Here is a 21,452-nt window from a genome sequence, read left to right as displayed (position 1 = left end):
CAGCAACAGGATTTACTGCCGCTCGCCGACGACTGTGTAGCGTTGCCTTAGATGCCGTTTTCTTTCGATTTCATCCACAAGCGCGATCGAATAATCCGCGTAACTGATGTAACTCTCACCCTCGCTGTTCAGCAGTAATGTATCTGCACCTTCCGCGTATTTCCCGGTCCGGTTGCCGTTCGGGTCAAAAAAAGCGGATGGCGAAAGATAAGTCCAATTCACAGTGCTTTCCTTCAGGATATTGAGAGCTTTGGCCATGTTCGTTGCAGTGGGCTTGTAGGCCTCGGGAAAATTGGCCGTTTCCATGACGCGGATTGTCTTTCCCGGATCGGCGTAAAGGCTGCCGGCACCACCTACAACAATCAAACGCGTTTCCGGCAGGTGCTCCAGTTCGTCGATCAATGACTGCAGCGAGGTGACGTGTTCCTCTTCCATCCCCGCCGACGCATTGAACGCATCCACAATCACATCGAACCCTCTCAGATCCTCCACCTGCACATCGAAAATATCCCGCTCCATAATGGTTATTTGTTTGTCCGCAAGCTTGGCGGGATTCCGGATGATGGCGGTCACCTCGTGTCCCCGGGCATGCGCTTCTTCCAAAATCAGCCTGCCCTGTCTGCCTGTTGCTCCGATGATTCCGATCTTCACTGAAATCCCTCCGTTCTGGTTTCAAACGTCCTTCTGTCTCTTTCATTTTAGGATTCCGGGGAATAAAAGTAAAGCCGGACACTTATCCGGATCCGAAAACACCCGATCCCGCGAATCAATAAAAAAAGCCTTGCAGAACCGCTATACGGCTCTGCAAGGCTTTCATTTTTATTATTGTTCCGGAACAGCGTCTCCGATTGTATGCGGATAGATATTCGCGATGACTTCTTTGTCGATTTTTTTGTTGAAATAGATGCTCATGACCAATGCGAAGACTTCCGCGATCGGAAACGCCCACCAGACAAACGAAACGTTCCCCAACAAAGAAAGCAGGTATGCTGCCGGCAGCAGCACCACGACCTGGCGGATCATGGAGACCCACAGACTCAGGCCGCCTCTTCCGAAGGCTTGGAACACAGACCCGGAAACGATGTTGTAGCCTGCAGCAACATAGCAGAGACTGATGATCCGTAAAGCCGGGATACCGATCTCCAGCATTTCATCGGATGCATTGAACAATTGCAGAAGTGTTCCGGGCATCAGCAAGAAAATGGCAGCACCGATGAACATGATCGCCATCGCATATCTTTTCGACAAGGTGATGGCCTGCTTGATCCGATCTTTTTGGTCGGCGCCGTAGTTATAGGCGATGATCGGAACCATTCCGTTATTCAGGCCGAAAACCGGCATGAATATGAAACTCTGAAGCTTGAAGTAGACACCGAAAACAGCAGTCGCAGTAGGTGTGAAACGGATCAGAATATTGTTCAGGCTCAAATTCAGGAAGGAGCCGACAGCTTGCATCAGAATCGAAGGGCCGCCGATGGAATAGATTTTTTTGATTGTTTGCATGTCCGGGCGGAACCCTTTAAACGACAAGGTGATTTCCTTGTTGAACCGAACGTTGAAAAAGAAGGCCAATGAAGCCGCGGCTATTTGTCCGATGACGGTTGCGATCGCAGCGCCTCTTGTCCCCATCGCCGGAACGCCGAACCAGCCGAAAATGAAGATCGGATCGAGGATGATGTTCAGGATCGCACCCGTCGCTTGGGTCGTCATCGTGAACAGGGTTCTGCCGGTCGACTGCAACAAGCGTTCCATACTGACCTGCATGAATACTCCAATCGAGAAGACGCAGATGACTTGCAGATAATCGATTCCGTAGGCGATGATTTCTGCATCCTTCGTTTGGAATGAGAAATAAAGCGGGATGAAGAACAATCCCAATGCCAAGAACAACAGGAAATGCACAGCATTCAGGAAAATGCCGTTATCGGCCGTGCTGTTTGCCGCCTCGTAATTTTTTTCCCCGAGGCGTCTGGAAACCAAGGCATTGATCCCGACCCCGGTACCGACCGCCAAAGCGATCATCAAGTTCTGCACCGGGAATGCCAAGGATACGGCAGTCAGGGCTTTTTCACCAATTTGGGCCACAAAGATGCTGTCGACGACATTATATAAAGCTTGCACCAGCATGGAAATCATCATCGGCACGGACATCGAGATCAGTAATTTGTTGACGGGCATGACACCCATCTTGTTTTCCGCCATTGCTGGCTGTTTGTTTTGTTGCATATTTTCTTCCTTTCCAAAAAAGTGGAGCCGTCTATTCGACGGCTCGCTCTTTTGTAGCTATAATTTTTAATTTTCATCTGCCTCTTGGATAGGCAATTCGATTTTGGTCAAATATTCCTGCGGCGTGAAGCCTTCACCATTGTAGTAGGTTTCATAGGAGATGCCGTTCGTTTCGAAATCATGGACTTCCATCCACTGATCCATCTCCTGGTAAAGTTTCGGGATTTCATTATAAGGGCCGATATTCAGACAGGATACGCGTTTCCCTGCCGGAATGCTGGACATGCGGATATCATCCTGCGGCGGCAACATCTTCGCGATTGGATAGCCGACTTCGATTTCGACATTTTGCTTCGTGAATGAGTAATAGATCGTTAAACAGGGACCTGCAGGCAGTTCTTCCAACAGGTTCAGATAGGTCAGGATCTTTTCGCGGCAATCCTCTATCTTCGTCTGCATATTTTTCAACGTCGTTTCCGTTTTGATGGAAATGATGCGCTGTTCCGGTTGATTGGTCAATGTGATGTCTGAAATTCTTCCCATTTTACAGAACCCCCTCTATCAAGGCTTGCGAAGCACCGACTTTTGAAAACTTCAATATAAGGATAGCATACTTTTCAGAAAAAAACTTTTCTGATGCATCAAATGTCGGAAAGTCGTCTTATTTCCAGTTGTTTGAGTTCTTCCTTAACAGTTTTGGCCAGTCCCAGATCAGTCAAAACATGCAACACATCCCCCGTTTGCATAACGGTCTTCCCTGTAGCCACAACATTCTGTTGGCCTCTTCGGATCGAGGTCACCAATACATCTTCAGGCCACCGTACGTCACGGATTTTTTTTCCAGAGAAATGGCTTTCGGCTATGACCGGGAGATCAAATAGGTATTTTTTCCCGATGCGCTTGCTGTCGTGCGAAGCGATAAGCCTTTCCAAAAGGCTTTCATAGATGGGATCCACACCCAACAAATCAGCAGTGATATAGGCGCTGAATGAACAAATGGCAAGCGGCATCAACTGATTCATCCCACCAACCATCTCCGTCACCAGAATGATGGCAGTCAAAGGTGCTTTTCCGATGGCTGTGAAATAACCCGCCATCGCAAAAATGATGAAATGCGGCAAATATTGCGGATCGAACGAAAGCAGAGTCAGAGCCGCTTTTCCGTAGATGGCGCCCAATATCGCTCCCAATGATAAGATCGGCAGAAAAATGCCGCCGGGAACATTCGCGCCGTAAGAGATCATCGAAAATACAAAGCGCAGAACCCACAAGCCAATCAGCATACCCAAAGAGAGTTGCCAATTGCTCAAATGCAGGATCAGCTCGCTGCCTCCTCCGATGACCTGGGGAAGAAAATAGCCGATCGGGATAACCAGAATGAATGGCAAGATTGCGTTGTACCGCGCCGGGATGAATGGGAGTTTGCCATAGAGTTTTGGCATTGACAGGACTACTTTGGTGTAGAGCCAGCCATTCAATCCCAGAAAGATCCCCAAACCAATAACCAAGCCGTAGTAGGCGATTGGGATCGTGTTCATCATGCCGATGTCCAACGCCGGAGTCAAACCGAAGATGTTCAAGGACACGAAATTTGCCACGAGCGCGGAGGAAAAGGTCGTGATGGCCAACAAGGGGGAAAAATTGTGATGAACTTCCTCAAGGACAAACATCAAGCCTGCCAAGGGCGCATTGAAAGCTGCCGCCAAACCGGCGCCAGCACCGCTCGAAAGCAGGATTTTTTCTTCCACGTCATCCCCTTTTGTGAGACTGCTGATGCCTTGTCCCACTGCGGATCCCAATTGGATGGAAGGGCCCTCCCTTCCTAAGAAGAGGCCCGATCCGATCGCCAGCAGGCCTCCGACGAATTTTTTCCAGAGCACGGGCCACCAGTTGAGCTTCATAATCCCTTGGACTTGCCCTTCCACTTGTGGGATGCCGCTGCCCTTGATGTTGGGTTCGCTTTTGACTAGCTGGCCAACAATGATGGCAGCCACTATTGAAAATAGCAGCCAAGGCAAAAGCCAGATGGGTCGTTCTTGCATATAATGATAGCTTTCAACTACTGTTTCTAAAATAAATTCAATTCCTAATCTGAAAAGACTGATAATAAAACCTGCTGATAAGCCCACAAGTGTTCCTTTCGCAAGGTAAACGACGCGCTCATCAGCCATAAGTTTCCTGTAGATATCCACAGGTTATCCCTTCTTTCTGTTTTTATTGTTCAATGAAAATCAAAAAACCTAAAACTATATGCATAATTTTAGGCGGTTTTGATTTTGAAGAAGGACGAATCATCTCATCCTACGCAAACGCGTTCTGAATCCCTAACAAACGGTGCGTCATTAGGTTCAGCACAAACATTGCGAAAGACCTCAAACGTCGCACTGTGACGTTTGAGTGCCTAACGCTATTTAGGCCCATCCAGCCAAAACCAGGCTGGTTGTTCCTAAATTTCGTTAGTGCTCGATTCCTAGAGCGGGATTCATCTCGCTCTACATAGTCGAGTTCTGATTCGCAGAGTTCTCCGCCTAAGCTGACAACCACACGCGGACAAAAAGCGTCCGCTTTGTGTTTGTCCTCTTAGTGCTCGAACTCTAACCGCGAATCATCTCATCCTACATTTTTTCTGGGGATTGGACTCCTAGGAGTCTTAGGCCTTCTTGCAGGACTGTGGCTACGGATTGGACTAATGCCAGGCGGGCGTTGCGTTTATCGTCTTCTACCAGCACTTTTGTGTTGCCGTAATATTTATTGAATGCTTGGGACAAGTGGAGCGTGTATTTCGCGATCACCGATGGCTCGAATTTTTCGTAGGCTTGTTGGATGATTTCAGGGAAACTGTTCAACAGTTTCACGACTTCCCATGCGTACGCGTCATCCAAACCAAGATCAGCAGCTTCGGTCGTGTCCAGTTCGACTGCCGCTTTGCGCAAAATGCTCAAGCCGCGTGCATTTGTGTATTGTACGTATGGGCCTGTTTCGCCTTCGAATTGCACGACTTCCTCCAAATCGAAGTCGAAATTGTTCAGACGGTCATTTTTCAGGTCATGGAAAACGACGGCGCCGATGCCGACTGCTTTGGCGACTGCTTCTTTGTCTTCCAGAGTCGGATTCTTCTCGTTGATCTGTTTCAAGGAAAGCTCGGTCGCTTCGTTCAGTACTTCCTCAAGCAGGATGACTTTCCCTTGACGAGTCGACAGTTTCTTGCCGCCTTGCGTGATCAGACCGAATGGGATGTGGTGCATGTTTTCTGCCCAGTCGTAGCCCAACTCTTTCAATACGGCTTTCAGTTGTTTGAAATGATTGCTTTGCTCATTGCCGACTGCATACAGGGACATCGCAAAATCATAATTGCGTTTGCGGTAAATCGCCGCAGCCAAGTCGCGGGTGATGTACAGCGTTGCGCCGTCCGATTTCTTGATCAAAGCCGGATTCAAGTTGTATTTTTCCAGATCGACGATGGTTGCTCCGCGGTCCTGGGTCAGGATGCCGGCTTTGTCCAACAGCTCAACGACTTCATCCATCTTGTCATTATAGAAAGCTTCGCCGTTGAAGGAATCGAACGTGATCCCCAACATATCGTAGATTTTCATGAATTCCTGCAGCGATTCGGAACGGAACCACTCCCAAAGATGCAAAGCTTCTTCATCGCCGTCTTCCAATTTCTTGAACCAGGCGCGGGCTTCGTCGTTCAAAGTATCGTCTGTTTCTGCTTCCGAATGGAAACGCACGTACAGAGTCAGCAATTCGTTGATCGGCTCAGCTTTGACTTTCTCCTCATTGCCCCACAATTTGTAGGCGACGATCAACTTGCCGAATTGCGTTCCCCAGTCGCCCAAGTGGTTAATTTTGATCGGGTTGAAGCCGACTTTTTTCATGATGTTGGCCAAAGAATTTCCGATTACTGTTGAACGCAAATGGCCCATCGAGATCGGTTTCGCGATATTCGGCGAGGACATATCGATCGGAACATTGCCGCCTTTGCCGATATCGGCTGTTCCGAATGCATGCTTCTCGGCAGCAATTTCATGCAGGACTGCATTTGTAACGGCTGCTTTTTCAAGGAAAAGGTTGACGTACGGGCCTACTGCTTCCACCTTCGCAATGTAAGGATGGTTCAGTTGTGCCGCCAAATCTCCGGCGATTGCTTGCGGTGCTTTGCGCAGTGCTTTCGCCAGTGCGAATGCCGGAAATGCAACGTCCCCGTGTTCTGCATATTTGGGTACTTCCAGCAATTGGTACACTTGGTCGTAGCTTAAATGCTCCGGTACCAGCTTTTGAATCTCTTCAGCAACAATCTTTTTATAATCCATATTTTTCTGCTCCTTTATTATATGCCTCTGCTAATCCACACAATGAATGGATCACGTATCTTCTCTTAGGGATCACAATGCGCGATAACGATAAAAAAAGCCCCTATTCTGCCCTGGCAAAATAGAGACGAACATCCGTGGTACCACTCTAATTCGATAAAGCAACACAGATGGGCTCTGATTAGTTTATCCTTTTGAACCGCTAACGGGGCTAAACCGAATGACGCTACTCACAAACGTTCCTTACGATCTGTCCGATGAACAGAGGACTGCGCTTGTTTTCGAGTCATTTTCTCTGAAGTGCGTTTCCTTCTTCGCTCCATTGCGGGCTTCCACCTTCCCCGCTCGCTGTGAACATTGCTCGAAGTACTTTCTTCATCAATGAATGTGGTTACTATCTGTATCACTATATCAAAATTGGCGCTGTTTGTCTAACTGATTTTTTGCTGCCCCGTTATTCCGGTACTCCCGGCAAATGCTTCGGACGGCTCATCCAAATGCTTTCCGAGTAGTCCATGAAAATTTTTCCGATCCAGGATTTTTTCCGATGCATTTCGCGAAAGCCGATCCGTTCATAAACACTTTGTGCCCGCCCGTTGCTGTCGACGACATCCAAAGCGAAGGTTTTGTAAGGTTCGGTTTCGATCAGATTGAGCAGCATCTGTCCGGCAACGCCTTGACGCCGGTCTGCCTCATTCGTCGCCACGCATTCAAAATAGAGCGTGTCATCGTCGATGGCCAGTGGCTCGCCGTATTCTTTGCGAAAACTGAAATAACCGACATGTCCCCAGATAAATCCGAAGTTGGACAAGAAATCCTCTTTGTTCACTTCCATCGCACGGCGCTTGTTGGTCGAACAACCCACCATCGCGACCGGGCGATCCCCGTCCATCGCAACTCGGATCAGGTCCTCCTGCAGCAGTCTGCGGAATCCGCCAAGCAAGCGCTCGGTATCGCGATGCAGCGTCTTCATGTCCTTATAGTAGCTGGTGACGAAAATTTTTCTGACTTCCTCTTTTTGTGTTTCCGATAATTGGCTCATTTTCGCCATCGTTATTTCTGTCATATTTGTCTTCCCTTCATGCAAATCTCACGTATTGTTTGATCCGCTGCATTATTGCTGGTGGCTGTTTTCGATGAATGCTGTGATGGCTTCAACCGTCTGCTTTTGCTGCTGAACGGTGGAAATGGTTGCTGTTCCATCGCCTGATTGTGATCCGTAATCGCCAAACTGGCCATGATTGCCGCCAGCCAGCACGATTTCCGTGTAGTCATCCGGCAGCTTCCCTTGCGCTTCGTCGTAGCTTTCGCGGTTCAGGACTTCGTCTTCCGATCCATAGATGGAAAGGACCGGAAACGGTACGTCGATTAAATCACCGGACGGATAGGATGCCAAGAAAATTAGGCCAGCAACTTCATCAGATTGGTCGGCCGCAAAACTGGAGGCCATGACGCCGCCCAAGGAATGCCCGGCGAGATACCAATCCTCGACCCCATTTTCCTGTGCCATGATCGCTTCAGCCGCATCCGCATCAAAGACCGCCAAATGGAAAGGCATCTTGACGATTACCACCAACAAGTCCGCTTCGGCCAACCTGCGCAGCAAAGGCGCATAGGCTTCTGCTTCCACTTTTCCGCCCGGATAAAAGATGACGCCTTCTTCCGGATCTTCTCCATTCGGCGCAAAGGTGATCGCGTCATCGGTTTCGGTGATGGTAACCGATTCATCCGACTGCAGCGCCTCGACCGCATCCGTCGTTGCTTGGTAGTAATCATTCACGTACCAAAAGAATGCACCTGCAGCAATCACTGTAAGCACAGCCAAACCGATCAGCCATTTTCGGAGCCAGCTGGATTTTCTGTTATTTACCATAGTATCCTCCTTTGGATCCAGTTTGCACTTTTCTGGAAACTATTCTAAAGTAATCATGATGAGTGACTTATGAGTCGCATCCACCTCAGAAAGGCAGGTTAACACCATGTGGTATGATGGCATTTTTGAATCTTTGCTGGCGTTGCGCGATGAAGAACGCGCCCCCCAGATGTCTGCCTATATGCGGAATCAATTCCCGTTCCTGGGTATCCCAACGGGTCCGCGGAAAGCAGCCTATAAAAAATTTCTTGCGACCGCAAAAAAAGAAAAAATCGTCGACTTCGATTTCGTCGACCAATGCTTCAAGCGAGATGAACGTGAATTCCAGTATGCCGGTGTCGACTATCTTTTGGCGATTCAGGCTTGCCTCGGTCCGGAAGACTTGCCTAAATTGAAGCAATACATCCAGACAAAATCTTGGTGGGATACCGTCGATGGCTTGGACGGGGTTGTCGGATCGATTGTCCAACGTTATCCGGAATGCAAGCCGATCCTGTTGGAATGGAGCGAGGCGGATGACATCTGGCTGCGTCGAGTTGCCATCGATCATCAACTCGGCTTCAAAGAAAAGACGGATACCGCGTTATTGGAAGAAATCATCAAAAATAATCTTAACCAAAAGGAATTCTTCATCAATAAAGCCATCGGTTGGTGCCTGCGCGATTTCAGCAAAACGAATCCCGATTGGGTGCGCGCCTTCCTTTCCGTACATAAGAATGATCTTTCCAACCTGAGCATCAGGGAAGGCAGCAAGTATGTCTGAGCTGGTAAGCTCTTATCCATTGATCGGTTCGTAAGTGAGCTGAACCAAACCTGAATCGAATGTGGTTGCTTCCACCAGTTTCAAAGGTTGCTCCTTGTCGTTCTCTTTGAACAACGGAATGCCTTCGCCGAGCAGCATCGGGATGATGGATATGGTGTAGCTGTCGATCAGCCACTTTTCACGGAACAGGGCGATCGCTTCGGACCCGCCATCGATAAAGATGTCCTTGCCGGGTTTGCTCCGGATCTGATCCAACAGCTCTTCTGCCGGTCCGCTGTAAAAATGGATCTGACCATCAGGAGTGCGTTCTGCCCGGGAAAGTACATAGCATTCCCGGCCTGCATGCGGGAACTCCCCGCCGAAAGACAGCACTTTTTCGTAGGTCTTCCGCCCCATGATGACTGTGTCTATCGTTTCGATGAAAGCGGCATAACCGTAATCTTCATCCGGTCTGGCGACACTTTCGAGCCAATCGATATTTCCGTCCGAATGCGCGATGTAGCCATCCAGACTGGCTGCGATGTAGACTCTGACTTTCCTTTTTTCCATCTGATCACCCCATTGACTTGTCTAGCCATACAGTCAACTATACGCCTGGTTGACAATCAAGGAAAGAATTTTTCGTTCGGAAATTGACAAAACCGCAAAAAAAGACGATTCTGTACGAATCGTCTTTTTTTGCTTTGAGCCTTAGTTTTAGGTTGACAATCGGGTATTGCCCAGCTCGTTGGTTTGGATCAACTTCGGAGTGGGTAGGCCAGGATCAAACGGATGGCGGAGTTGGTTGCGGCAACTTCCTTGAACAAGCTCACCAAGGAGTATCCGTAGTCGCCGAGTTGGCTTTTAACGGTTTGCGGATCATTCAGGATGATCATTTTCCCGGAAAAATCGGTCGTCAGACAATCCCACAAGGCATCCAGGTTATTGCCGTAATATTCGGGGAGGTGCAATTTCTTTTTCAGATAGGCATGCGTTGCTTTTCGGCCGGTCATTTCCCTGCCTTCCAAACGGATGATTTCCATCTTCAATCAATCCCCCTCCCCGTAAAGCTGTTCGAACGATTCATAATGATTATCCGTGTAAAAAATCAGTCCGTCATTCGAGTATACGATGCGCTCCGCCCCGCGGTAGCCGCCGTCATAATCGATGTCGGCCTCGTAATAGGTCCTGCCTGATTTCTTCGGAAGCAGTCCCTCCCGATTGCCGAAGAAATCACCGCCGATGGACATCCCATCCGTCACTTCCCACAAGTTGCCTTCAGAGTTGTCCCAGCCCAATGCTTCGGCTTCATCCTTCGTCAGATAGTTGGGCGGCAGCTCGTTGAACTGGTGGATGTAGGCCGCCACTTCGTCTTTCGTGGAATAGGGCTGCCCTTCCGTGACACTGTTGCTGGTTACTATTTCGGCCGATTCCTGCGTCTCATTTTGTGGGCTAGTTTCTTGGATGCCTTCTTCAATTGCTTGCGAGCTGCTGGAGGCGATGCTGATCGAAGAGTCAGGTGTTTGATCCTCGAAAAGCGAATCGACCCCATTGACCGATACGGCCAAAATGATTGCCAAGAGTGCGAACAAGCCCTTCATGACGCTTCTTAAATTTTTCATCCATTTATCCCCTTTTGCTAAGTGTGTTCCCCCGATACGATACAAAAGGAACACCGAATTGTCCAGTATTTACTTGGTAGACTCCTGATCCGTTGCGACCCGCACCATGATTTCGTTATGCCGGAACATCGGCGGCACGAACGGGGCGTTGAAGGACGCCAGCATATAGTTCGAAGCAGGCTGGTACTTTTTCTCCTGCACCCACTGCGCCAGCTTCTCCAGCATGTCACGCTCTTTCCGATCATTCGAATAACCGCCGTATTGGATGACCGCAAAAAGGCCGTTGGCGAATTTTTTTACGGTCAGCGCAGGACTGTTGGGCTGCGGAATATCCTCCCATTCCGCCTTAGGGACAACAAATGCCATCTTCGTGCGTTCTTCCGACATTTCCTGGATAACCGGTACAGTCATGCTGATTTTTCGATTGGCCTGATTGTCTTTTGAAATGTAGCGGAACAAGGTGCCGAATCCGCTGTCAACATCCGGATCATTGGCGTTTTCGTATTCCACGATGTAAAAATCGCGGTATTCCCGCAATTCGAATGGCTCCTCAGACAGCAGTACTGTGTATTCCGGGCGTTCATATTTGGCCATGACTTCCCTTCCCCCATTCTGTTCTCTATAGCTGAATTTTACCATGATTTTCTTTTTTCCCGAAAAGATAGGCTGCTTGACTGGTTTGGGGCTTGTGCTATCACCCAACAACTGATATAAATAAATTACAAGCAAATGAGAGCGTTATCAACTTTTATGATCGGAGGCGGAAGCCATGTTGAAAAGTTTTTCGTTGCAGGAAAAAAGTTGGATCATGTACGATTGGGCAAATTCCGCCTACTCCATAATCATCTCCTCGGTCATTCTGCCGCTTTTTTATAAATCGATCACTACCGGCGTAGGCATAGCCCCGAATTTGGCGGATTCCTATTGGGGCTATGCGACATCTGCCGCGACTTTGGCTATAGCAGTATTCGCCCCGATCCTCGGTACGATCGGTGATTATCCGAAATGGAAAATGCGGCTGTTCAAAAGTTTCTTCCTGATCGGCGTTGTCGCAACCGCCGCACTGAGCTTCACGGACGATTGGCGCCTGCTGCTTGCCTTTTATATGCTCACGACAATCGGCTTTTCGGGCGCTAACATTTTCTATGACGCCTTTCTGGTGGATGTCGCGACAGAGGATCGGATGGATCGGGTGTCCACTTACGGATTTGCGATGGGTTACATCGGGGGCAGTACGATTCCGTTTGTGCTTTCGATCCTGCTGATCATGTTTGGAGAGAAAATCGGCATTCCCAGGACGACTGCCATCAAAGCCTCCTTCCTGTTCACAGCTTTTTGGTGGATCGTCTTCACGATCCCGATGCTGCGCAATGTGAAACAGCGCTATTTTGTCCCGGCCAGCGAACATATCATCCATGACAGTTTCGCCAGGCTTTTCCAAACGCTGCATCAGATCCGCAGCCACAAGAAAATGTTCCTGTTCCTGATCGCCTACTTCTTTTACATCGACGGGCTGAACACAATCATCCACATGGCAGCTGTCTTCGGCGACAGTATCGGGGTCGTGTCTGATGTGCTGATGATCGCCGTGCTGGTGATCCCGATCCTGTCTTTTCCTTTCACGATCCTCTACGGAGTACTGGCCAAGCGCTTCGGCAGTAAAAAAATGATTTTGGTGGGCATCGTCATTTATCTGTTTGCCTGCCTGCTGGCTTTCCGGATGACCACTGCTGTCGAATTCTGGATCCTCGCTGCGCTGGTCGCAACTTCGCAAGGCGGTATCCAGGCACTGTCGCGTTCCTATTTCGCCAAGCTTGTGCCGAAGGAGAACGCCAATGAATATTTCGGTTTCTACAATATCCTCGGCAAATTTGCCGCCATCATGGGTCCGGCGCTATATGCGCTCACGAGCCAATTGACCGGCGACTCGCGCAACGGGCTCGCCAGCATTTCAATTCTCTTCATCATCGGAGGCGTGCTGATGCTGCGCACGGAGGACAATTGATCCGATGTTTTTTCTGTTCCCTACCCAAAAGGCTGACTCCCACACGGAATCAGCCTTTTTGATGTTGAATGAAAGTATTCAATAATTTGAATATAAAAGTGCATCATCAAAAGTGATTTACAAGTTTGCAAAATGTTCCATGCATCCAAAATGATGGCTAGCTTCACGGGTTAGCCCTTCGGAAATTAGATAAATCTGACCCATTGCGCTCTACGATGCTCATTCAGGGCCAGATTTCCTAAATTTCTTTCAGGGCTGAACGAACCCGTTCCGCTTTTCTAATCTTCTATTTCAGGATGATCTTTTCAGGGAACGGCTGGAGCCTTGAAATATGCCACATCTTATCGATGTAGGCTGTCGTATACGCCTGTTCGACATCGTGATAGAGATAAGCGGCCTTATCGGTCAGCTCGTAGACGCTCCCTTTCTTCCTGAGATAGCCCAGCTTGGTCGCCAAGAACAGTTCCAGACCGAACATCCGGTTCAAGGGGGTGCCGATGAGTTCCTCGAATCTGTCGGCATCGATCCGCATGGCATAAGCGCTCCAGAACAGGTAATAGACTGCCCGCTGCCTTTTGGTGAAACGGAGCGTCAAGGAGGTCGGCAAAGCATCGCCTTCGATCCGCTTGATGTATTCGGGAATCGAAAACGTATTGATTTTGAAGATATCCTTTAGCAGCGTGGTTGCGGAAACACCGAATCCGAGAAAGGCATCCCGCGTGACGGAAGAATATTTTTCGGTTTGCCGCTGCGCGAATGTCCATACCGATGTCCGCTCGATGCCATTTGCGTGGCAATAATCCGTCAAATGCTCCAGCATCTCCCGCTTTACTTCTTCGCTCATCGGCTTGTAGGCATTGTCGGCGAAAGTGAAGTCGATGAAGGGATACGTCGAAACCTGCGTCGCCCCGCTGGCGAAGGCCGTATGGATGTCATTCGCCAGAATCGCGTCGGTCTGACCGGGAATGGCAAATATCAGGTCCACATCGACTACGTCAAAGCCGGAACTTCTCACCAAACGGATCTTTTCGACGAATGAGTCGTTTCTTCTCCCGATTTTCCGTAGGCAGTCTTCCTGGAAGGATTGGATGCCGATGCTCAACATCGTCACCCCCGCATCCCTCAACTTCTGCAGATTCCTTTCGGTGATGTCGCTGGGGTGGAGTTCCACACCGATTCCGCCTGTCAGTATAAAATTTTCTTTCAGCTTCGCGATGATGTCCTTCAGATCGTCCAACATCATGGCAGGCGTTCCTCCGCCGAAATAAAGACTGGTCGCCTGCTTTTTGCCGGACATTCCCTTGCAGACCAGATCGATTTCCTTCAGCAACGCAACCTTATAGGCATCCGCCTGCGGTTTATTGTGGACCACTTTGCAATAAGGGCAGAAACTGCATAACGAGCGGCAGAACGGGATGTGCACATACAGCCCCAGATTATCCAGTTTTTCAAAATCCAGTGTATTCTCATGGGTCCCTTCAAATACGAAAGGCTTGAACGAGCGGGTAAGGTATATCCGCAACAATGATGTCCAACGCATAACTTCACCTCCTAAATATATTTCAGATAGGTCCTGAACAGATCCAGCAATACTTTCATATTCCCTTTGAAAAGCAGCGAAAATTCAGCGGCGAAAAAGAAGCCGCATTCTGCGCAGAGCCCTTCGATGTCGATGCAACGCCCGCATACCCATTTTTCTCCATTTTCCACAACAATGCATTGATAGCAAGGTGTCGGAAATGTATTGTTCACGATATAAGGCAACGCGCTCTTCAGATTCAGGATCGGATAGTCCGCATCGATAAGCTCTTCAATTTGGTTGGCGCAAGCCTGCTTTTCGGTCCGGCTGAGTTTGAGTTGCTCCGTCCCGGGATAAGGCGTGTGGAAGTTGAAAGAAACAGCCTTGACGTTTTTCGTACGCAAAGCCGTTTCGCAGACTGCCCTGATATCGCCTTTGTTGATCTGGTTGATTGCCATGTAGAGGCAGACATTACCCCGGGAAGCTTTCTCGATATTGGCGATGATGCGGTCGTAGGTGTCTCCTCTGATATCGTTGTGCTTTTCTTTGCCGCCGTCGAGGCTCACCATCACCAGATCGGCTTCCGGCAGATCCACCTGAATCGTTCCGTTGGTGACCACATTCACGAGCAGAAAGCCGATCTGCTTTGCTTCGATGACCAGATCCTGCAGCGTGTGGCCCTGATTTCTCCAAAGGAAGGGTTCCCCTCCGTAAAAAAAGAGTATCCTGACGCCTTCTGCGTACAGCCACTGCATCTCAGCCCTGATCTGCGGATAAGGATAAATGATCGAGGTGATGTTGCTTACGGCACAGTGTTTGCAGGCCAAATTGCATTTGTCGGTCAGGATGATGGAACCCACCAGCGGCCGTTTCCTTTTGAATAAAATCGTCGTGGCGCCAAAGTACGCCAACTGCAGCAACGAACGCAGTTCCATGATGCACCCCTTTCAGACCAAGGCTGTTCCTTGTTACTTCATTCCAGCAAATCGCTTTTCTTCTGCTTGAATTCCTCGGCATCGATTTCCCCGCGCGCATACCTTTCGCGAAGAATCGTAAGCGCCGAATCCTCCTTTGTTTTGGGTGGAATCTCCCTGTCGGCAAAATATTTCTTGAAGAGCTTCACCGCAAAGACGATGACGACAGCCCAAAAAAGCAGATACAGGACCATCGACAGCAAGCCTATCCACCAATACCCTTCCGCAAAAAATTCGCTGACGGCGCCGTAAAATGGATGCATACTGTTCACCTTCACTTTCAAATTACTGGCCTATTCATGCATTGTCCAACAGCTCATTTCTTTTTGACGAAACTGGACAACGGACGCTTGACGAGTTCCGTGACGACAAGATAAGCGAAAGCGATCCCCAAAATGACCCCCAGATGCGCCCATGTCGGCGTTTGGAATTCAAAAAAGGCGGCAGTAGCAGGGATCATCGGCAATCCGACGGCAAGCACCATGGCGATCACCGATAGGATAATGATCGAAGGCGCCGGCCAGCCTGCCTTGGTGATCGGCGCCAAGGAGCGGATGGAAAGCATCAATAATATCTCCGTCAATACACTGGCGATGAACCAGTTGGTCTGCAGCACAGCCGGGGAAATCCGATAGAACAGCCCGAAGCAAATGAAATCAAATACCGTGCTCACGAGCCCCATTGTGACAAAAATGATGTAGAGGGAATGCAGATCATACCGCTGCGGCCGCTCCACTTCCTGAGCCGGTACCCGGTCAAAGGCGATGGCCATCATCGGAAAATCGGAAAGCAGATTCAGGAGCAGCAGCTGCTTCGGCAGCATCGGCAAAAAGCTGATGAAGAGCGAGCCGATGGCGACCGCATAAAAATTGCCGAAGTTTGAGATCAAAGTGGCGCGGATGTATTTCATCGTATTGGCGTGCGTTTCCCGCCCGAAGCGGATGCCTTCGACGATCACCCGCAAATCGTTCTGCAGCAAGACGATGTCGGCGGTCTCACGGGCGACATCGGCCGCGGATTGCACAACCATCGAGACATGGGCAGCCTTCAAAGCCGGTGCGTCATTGATCCCTTCACCCAAGTAACCGACCGTGAACTGTTCCTTCAGCAGTTGGATCACTTCCAGTTTCTGCTCCGGCGTCGTCCGGGCAAAGACGCGGATCGAGGACAGGCGTTTCTTCCTTTCAGCGGACGGCAATGCCAAAAAGGCTGCCGCTTCCGTAACTTCGGCGCTCTCCGTCACCAGACCGGCTTCCCTTCCGACTGCCTCGGCCACCTTCAGGGCATCGCCGGTGATGACCGTGATCGCGACATTCATCTGTTTTGCGGCTGCTACGGTCGCAATAGTGGATTCCTTGATACGGTCCACAAATGAAACGAATCCTCCGAAATGTGCACCGGTGCCGTCATCGTAACTCACACCCAGTACTCGGTGGCCTTTTTCTTCCTCCGACTGCAGCCAGTCCGCGACTGCATCATGGGAAATTAGCCCCTCCCCGAAAAAGTATTCCGGGCTCCCGCGGCGGATATGCAGTGTTGTTCCGTCTGACTGTTTCACGACTGCACCATTGCTGCGCAACGCCGGATCGAAAGCCTCCTCCTGCACAAGACTGTAGCGGTTCACAATCTGCCGCTGCTCGTGTGTGAGGGCCTCATCGCTTGCATGGTCGAAAGGTTCCGGTATCCGCTCATGCAGATTGATTGCGGCCAAGCGCGCCAAGACCAACGGATCATAACGCGAGCCGTCCATCGGATAGAGATTGTTGAAAACTAGATGGTTTTCCGTGATTGTGCCGGTCTTATCGGTGCACAACAGGTTTACGGATCCCAAGTCCTGGACCGCGGAAAGCCGCTTGACGATGACGTCGCGTTTGGCGAATTCCAAAGCTCCCCGTGAAAGGGAGAACGTCAGCACCAACGGCAAAGCTTCCGGTATGGCCGATACGGCCAGCGCAATCGCAAAAATCAGTAAACCCGTGACATCCGCCTCCTGGCCTTCGATCAGGATGTTGGCCACCACGACGAGTCCGAGCGTCAGCAGCGTCACTTTCATGATAAAGTTGCTGATTTTATCCACGCTCTTGACCAATTCACTCTCCGCCTGGACGGTTGACGCCGTCGCAGCGATATGGGCCAACTGCGTTTCCTGACCGATTGCGGTGATTTCAGCCAATGCATTTCCCCGTACGATCACAATCCCTTGCAGCAGGCGCTCGCCATCTGCGGCAACCGGAGCCTTTCCGGAAGCGGCTGCGCTTGACGCAGCCGCACTTTTCGTAACTGGAATCGACTCTCCCGTAAAGGTCGTTTCATCTACCAGCAGATCGCGGGCAACGCGGACAATTGCATCTGCCGGCACGATATCGCCCGATTCGAGCTTCAGGATATCGCCGGGGACCAATGTCTCGGTCGGCACCTCCTTTTCCAACCCATCCCTCATCACCGTGATCGTGCTCAGCAGGTAGGCTTTCAGCTTGTCGGCGGCTTGATTCGATTTATGCTCCTGATAGACGTTGAGCGCTGTCCCCAGGAACACAAACAAAAGGATAAAAGCGCCGTCGATCGGCTCACCCAAAGAAAATGTCACGCCCGCCGCAATCAGGAGCATCAGATTAAAGATGCCGCGGAATTGCCTTGCGATCAGCTTCAGAAGTCGATGCCTCGGTACCGGCAATGCGTTCGCTCCGTATCGGACTCTCCGTTCAGCCGCTTCTGCTTCCGATAATCCTTTCCATTCAGTCCAATCATTTTTGTTTGTCATAGCTCATCATCGCAGCTTTCGCATCAAAGTATGTGAAGTCCCCTTCTTCATAATGCCAGACCGCCTTCAGCTCAGTCGGCTGGCGGATGCCGTTGATTTCCTTGTACCCGCCGCAGATGGCTGACCATCTGACTTTTTCGCTTTTCCCATCCATCGTCGTGGCTTCCCTGTCATCGGTCGTGAAAGCTACCATCTCATCATCTTCATTGAAAGTGAAGATTCCTTCCGCACTCGTTCCGTGCGCCGTGATCACCGCTTTGGCGTGGTGCGCATCGATGGCTTCCCAGCGGATGTAGTCCTGCAGCGCTGCGTTCGGAACGAAGAGGCATTCGGACAGGAACGTCACCAAGCTGGCCTTGTCCATCGCTTCCCCGTCAATATCGAACAGGGTGAAACGCTTCGCCACGATCCCTTTCATCGAACCCTTGCCGTCGACATAGGCATCCACGCCTTCGAATGGTACGCCGTAGATTGAACTGTCGATGTAGGCGATGCGGTCGGGCCCGTCCACAAAATTATATTGCGTGTAGGCAATCTTGATGCTCTTTTTTCCCTTTCCGAGCGAAAAGGCCACATCCGGAAAAACGATCTTCATGTAGGCCATTTTCGGTTTCCCAAGATGACCGCAGCGGCGCAGATGACGCCGGACAGGGCCTGGTAAAGTGGCAATGTCAGCTTCCGTGAAGCGGCCTTTGACCGCCTCTGTCTCCTTCAATAAATCCTCAGCCAAATCGGTAAATTCCCTGGCGGCTTTGGAAGGCGCCGTGCGCAGATAGGCATGCACAACTCCGGCAGTCCCGAGCAGAACCCCACCGACCGCAATGATTTTCTTTATCGCTATCATTTTCTCTCCCACCCTTTCATAATCCTCAAAATCGTTTTATTATTTTCTCTGCAGAATCACTTCTTATCAACACTTATATGGAAAGAACGCTTTCATTCAGGCGTGCTGGCCGTCGTATTAAAAATGAACTTTAGGTGTACTTTTCCCGAAACACATTGACGACAGCAAGCAATATGGATATAATCACCCTGACATTATTTTCAGATTTGAAATCAAAGGAGAACGAACTACTAATGAAAAACGCATCAAACACACAGAACAACACAATCGTCAGCTTGAAAGAATTCACTGCTAATCCAGCGCCGCTTGGCTTGATGGGCTTCGGCATGACTACTGTCTTGTTGAACATCCACAATGCAGGTTACTTCCCGATGAACACGATGATTTTAGCTATGGGTATTTTCTTCGGCGGCATGGCGCAAGTTGTTGCCGGCATCATGGAATTCAAGAAAAACAACACTTTCGGTGCAACTGCATTCACTTCTTACGGCTTCTTTTGGCTTTCCCTTGTCGGAACAATCGTGATGCCTGGCCTTGGCATGGGCGAAGCGGCTTCAGCTCAAGCGATGGCAGCTTACCTGTTCATGTGGGGACTATTCACGTTGGGCATGTTCGTCGGAACATTGCGCATCAGCAAAAACCTGCAGATCGTCTTCGGTTCTTTGACACTGCTTTTCTTCCTGCTTGCTTTGGGAGACTTCACAGGCAATGAAATGATCGCTACAATCGCGGGTTACGAAGGCATCTTCTGCGGCTTCTCAGCAATCTACGGCGCTTTGGCACAAGTTTTGAACGAAGTCTACGGCGAAGAAGTTCTGCCGTTGGGCAATGTGACGACTGCAAAGAAAGCAGCAAAAGTCGAAGTAGCTACTAGTAAATAAACGACTGAATCAAATAAAACACGGGCGCTATGCAATCCTATTGCATAGCGCCCGTGTTTTTGCTTTTTCGGTGGCGTTCCCCGACCATCCGTCGAGGAGTGTCATTCGAAGTCAGCAGCAATCTTTTTTACGGGCTGGCTTGTGCAACCTGACCTGAGAATTTGCCTACTGCTCTGTTCTGGATAATGACTGGTTTGATTGACTGCTGCTGACTGTGTCTTGATGGTCTATCTGCTGACGATTCGGCAGCAATGGATTCGGGCGGCTTTCTTTTTGCCCTCTTCGATTTCCTGATCGAAGGCTGCCCTTTCCTCCGGCGTCAAGTCGTTGATCGACAGGAAACTCAGGTTGGACAGTCTGTATGTTTCCTTCACATCGCTGTCGTTTCCGAAAGCCGTCGCTTCGATGTTGTTCAGCACCTTCTCCGGATTGCCGGCTCCCATCGTCTCGAGGTTTTCTTTATCCTGCTCGGAGAAACGCATCGCCAAATCGAGCGTCGTCTTCTTGTAGACGGTACTGCCCATGAAGGTGACGCGCGTCAGATATTCGTTCGTGACCTCGTTGTAAAGGATGTATTCTTTAGCTGTTGTCTGTTCCATTGTTAGGTTTTCCCTCCAAAAATACCGGTCCGCCGCTCAGCGTGAACCTGTTCTGTTTGCAATTCCATTATAGACCATCCGCTCCGCATTTCACATACCTGCATTACCGTTTGCCGTTTCAAGCCGGCTTTTTGCTGTTTTTGTAGGCATCACGGAAGCCTTCGAACGAGTCCAATAGGAAGATGAACAGAAAAACGGCTTTGATCGAGTTGAATGCAGTATTGAGGACCCGTTGCCCATCCGTGGCTTCAGCGATTTTCGCGACGAGCTCCGGATTCAGGACGGCTGTATCTTGAAGGATGAACCACAACAATACAAACGAAAGCACATTCAAAATCAGATTTGCGGTCGCGACCGGATAGGTCCACTTCCTGAAAACGAGTTTGCTGGCGGAGAACAGCAATTGCAGCACCAACATGCCGTTGATGTACGGCAGATAACTGCGGAACACTTCCTGATTCAACATCGGAATCATTTCCCTGCTGCCGTCCAACGTATAGTAGAATCCCAACAGCTGGCTGTATTGGTTGACCAAGATAAGGAAAAGTACCGTAAAGATGATGCCTATGATGACCCCGACCCTGCTGAATGGTTTCTGCGGGACTTCCTTCTCGGGCAGATCAGCCAGACTCCAGTCTTCCTGGATTTCCGTCAGGATCTTCTCCTTTGCCGTCCTTTCCATGATGGCGAACACAAGCGTCACCCATCCGAAGGCGCCGATTGCCGCACTGAGCGCTGTCGCAAAACTCTGCGCAAAATATCCCAGCAGCCCCCCGCCATTGACGATGAAATCAACGGTATTCCCGATCAGCGTACCGATGACCGCCACCGTCATGACGATTTTCACGATCAGGAGATAGGTGCCGTACAGCTCTGGACCGATCAAATGGGGCGGTTCCCTCAGTTGCTTTTCAGCCAGAAGCCTCGGACTCCCCAATCCTCTCAACACTTCGCGTTCCGTCTCTTCGGAAGGATCGCCGCGTCCCTCCAACCGCTCCGCGATGATGCGGCGCATGGCCTTTTCAACTTCAGCTTTTTCGGTCGGCGGGATATGTTTCAGGCCGGCCGCGATGTACCTTTCCTGCAGTTCCAT

21 protein-coding genes and 1 other annotated feature are annotated in these 21,452 nt (G+C 50.0%); of the genes, 3 read left to right on the top strand and 18 right to left on the bottom strand.

The window, feature by feature from the left end; genetic code table 11:
* Positions 1-12 precede the first annotated feature (12 nt).
* From BM184_RS06555 to BM184_RS06525, 7 genes are all read right to left on the bottom strand, one after another.
* The gene (locus BM184_RS06555) at positions 13-651 is read right to left on the bottom strand and encodes an NAD(P)-dependent oxidoreductase (RefSeq protein WP_086943141.1); all 639 of its coding nucleotides are present in this window, start codon (positions 649-651) and stop codon (positions 13-15) included.
* A 171-nt stretch (positions 652-822) separates the two neighbouring features.
* Entirely contained in the window at positions 823-2,226 is a 1,404-nt protein-coding gene (locus tag BM184_RS06550; protein ID WP_086943142.1) for an MATE family efflux transporter, read from the bottom strand.
* 66 nt (positions 2,227-2,292) lie between these two features.
* A complete protein-coding gene (locus BM184_RS06545) occupies positions 2,293-2,769 on the bottom strand; it encodes a GyrI-like domain-containing protein (RefSeq protein ID WP_086943143.1) in 477 nt (158 codons plus the stop codon).
* A 98-nt stretch (positions 2,770-2,867) separates the two neighbouring features.
* On the bottom strand, positions 2,868-4,397 hold the full coding sequence (locus BM184_RS06540) for a ClC family H(+)/Cl(-) exchange transporter (protein WP_086943237.1): 1,530 nt from the start codon (positions 4,395-4,397) through the stop codon (positions 2,868-2,870).
* Positions 4,398-4,841: 444 nt separating this feature from the next.
* Positions 4,842-6,539, bottom strand: coding sequence for an arginine--tRNA ligase (gene argS, locus BM184_RS06535; protein ID WP_086943144.1), 1,698 nt, complete (start codon positions 6,537-6,539; stop codon positions 4,842-4,844).
* 120 nt (positions 6,540-6,659) lie between these two features.
* Positions 6,660-6,930 (bottom strand) — a binding site (T-box leader).
* A 63-nt stretch (positions 6,931-6,993) separates the two neighbouring features.
* On the bottom strand, positions 6,994-7,605 hold the full coding sequence (locus BM184_RS06530; RefSeq protein WP_086943145.1) for a GNAT family N-acetyltransferase: 612 nt from the start codon (positions 7,603-7,605) through the stop codon (positions 6,994-6,996).
* Positions 7,606-7,653: 48 nt separating this feature from the next.
* A complete protein-coding gene (locus tag BM184_RS06525) occupies positions 7,654-8,412 on the bottom strand; it encodes an alpha/beta hydrolase (protein WP_086943146.1) in 759 nt (252 codons plus the stop codon).
* A 106-nt stretch (positions 8,413-8,518) separates the two neighbouring features.
* Here BM184_RS06525 and BM184_RS06520 point away from each other — a divergent pair, with 106 nt between their 5' ends.
* Entirely contained in the window at positions 8,519-9,175 is a 657-nt protein-coding gene (locus tag BM184_RS06520; protein WP_086943147.1) for a DNA alkylation repair protein, read from the top strand.
* Positions 9,176-9,187: 12 nt separating this feature from the next.
* Here the strand turns inward: BM184_RS06520 and BM184_RS06515 are convergent, their stop codons facing one another.
* The 4 genes from BM184_RS06515 to BM184_RS06500 form a co-directional block, all read right to left on the bottom strand.
* On the bottom strand, positions 9,188-9,724 hold the full coding sequence (locus BM184_RS06515; protein ID WP_086943148.1) for a dihydrofolate reductase family protein: 537 nt from the start codon (positions 9,722-9,724) through the stop codon (positions 9,188-9,190).
* A gap of 188 nt (positions 9,725-9,912) precedes the next feature.
* Positions 9,913-10,197 (bottom strand): barstar family protein, encoded by a 285-nt coding sequence (locus BM184_RS06510; protein WP_086943238.1) that lies wholly within the window; start codon positions 10,195-10,197, stop codon positions 9,913-9,915.
* 6 nt (positions 10,198-10,203) lie between these two features.
* Positions 10,204-10,776, bottom strand: coding sequence for a ribonuclease domain-containing protein (locus BM184_RS06505; RefSeq protein ID WP_218150995.1), 573 nt, complete (start codon positions 10,774-10,776; stop codon positions 10,204-10,206).
* A 69-nt stretch (positions 10,777-10,845) separates the two neighbouring features.
* On the bottom strand, positions 10,846-11,370 hold the full coding sequence (locus BM184_RS06500) for an SOUL family heme-binding protein (RefSeq protein ID WP_177208569.1): 525 nt from the start codon (positions 11,368-11,370) through the stop codon (positions 10,846-10,848).
* Positions 11,371-11,545: 175 nt separating this feature from the next.
* On the opposite strand from BM184_RS06500, the gene BM184_RS06495 reads away from it, so the two are divergent.
* A complete protein-coding gene (locus tag BM184_RS06495; protein WP_218150994.1) occupies positions 11,546-12,781 on the top strand; it encodes an MFS transporter in 1,236 nt (411 codons plus the stop codon).
* Positions 12,782-13,067: 286 nt separating this feature from the next.
* On the opposite strand, the gene BM184_RS06490 is transcribed toward BM184_RS06495, so the two are convergent.
* The 5 genes from BM184_RS06490 to BM184_RS06470 are packed head-to-tail and all read right to left on the bottom strand — an operon-like array spanning position 13,068 to position 18,879.
* The gene (locus tag BM184_RS06490; protein ID WP_086943150.1) at positions 13,068-14,321 is read right to left on the bottom strand and encodes a coproporphyrinogen-III oxidase family protein; all 1,254 of its coding nucleotides are present in this window, start codon (positions 14,319-14,321) and stop codon (positions 13,068-13,070) included.
* An 11-nt stretch (positions 14,322-14,332) separates the two neighbouring features.
* Entirely contained in the window at positions 14,333-15,235 is a 903-nt protein-coding gene (locus BM184_RS06485; RefSeq protein ID WP_086943151.1) for a radical SAM protein, read from the bottom strand.
* 38 nt (positions 15,236-15,273) lie between these two features.
* Positions 15,274-15,537, bottom strand: coding sequence for an SHOCT domain-containing protein (locus tag BM184_RS06480; protein ID WP_086943152.1), 264 nt, complete (start codon positions 15,535-15,537; stop codon positions 15,274-15,276).
* A gap of 53 nt (positions 15,538-15,590) precedes the next feature.
* Positions 15,591-18,035 (bottom strand): cation-translocating P-type ATPase, encoded by a 2,445-nt coding sequence (locus tag BM184_RS06475; RefSeq protein ID WP_086943153.1) that lies wholly within the window; start codon positions 18,033-18,035, stop codon positions 15,591-15,593.
* Positions 18,019-18,879, bottom strand: a complete 861-nt coding sequence (locus BM184_RS06470; protein ID WP_086943154.1) for a DUF6544 family protein — start codon at positions 18,877-18,879, stop codon at positions 18,019-18,021. Before BM184_RS06470 ends, BM184_RS06475 begins: the two co-directional genes overlap by 17 nt.
* 233 nt (positions 18,880-19,112) lie before the next feature.
* Here BM184_RS06470 and BM184_RS06465 point away from each other — a divergent pair, with 233 nt between their 5' ends.
* A complete protein-coding gene (locus tag BM184_RS06465) occupies positions 19,113-19,760 on the top strand; it encodes an acetate uptake transporter (protein ID WP_086943155.1) in 648 nt (215 codons plus the stop codon).
* Between the two features lie 227 nt (positions 19,761-19,987).
* On the opposite strand, the gene BM184_RS06460 is transcribed toward BM184_RS06465, so the two are convergent.
* A complete protein-coding gene (locus BM184_RS06460; protein ID WP_086943156.1) occupies positions 19,988-20,359 on the bottom strand; it encodes a hypothetical protein in 372 nt (123 codons plus the stop codon).
* A gap of 118 nt (positions 20,360-20,477) precedes the next feature.
* Complete coding sequence (locus tag BM184_RS06455; RefSeq protein ID WP_086943157.1) at positions 20,478-21,452, bottom strand: hypothetical protein; 975 nt, start codon at positions 21,450-21,452, stop codon at positions 20,478-20,480.

Source organism: Trichococcus pasteurii (assembly GCF_900112935.1).
GTDB lineage: Bacteria > Bacillota > Bacilli > Lactobacillales > Aerococcaceae > Trichococcus > Trichococcus pasteurii.
The sequence above is the reverse complement of the archived record's forward strand: the minus strand, read 5'-3'. Positions and strand labels throughout refer to the sequence as shown.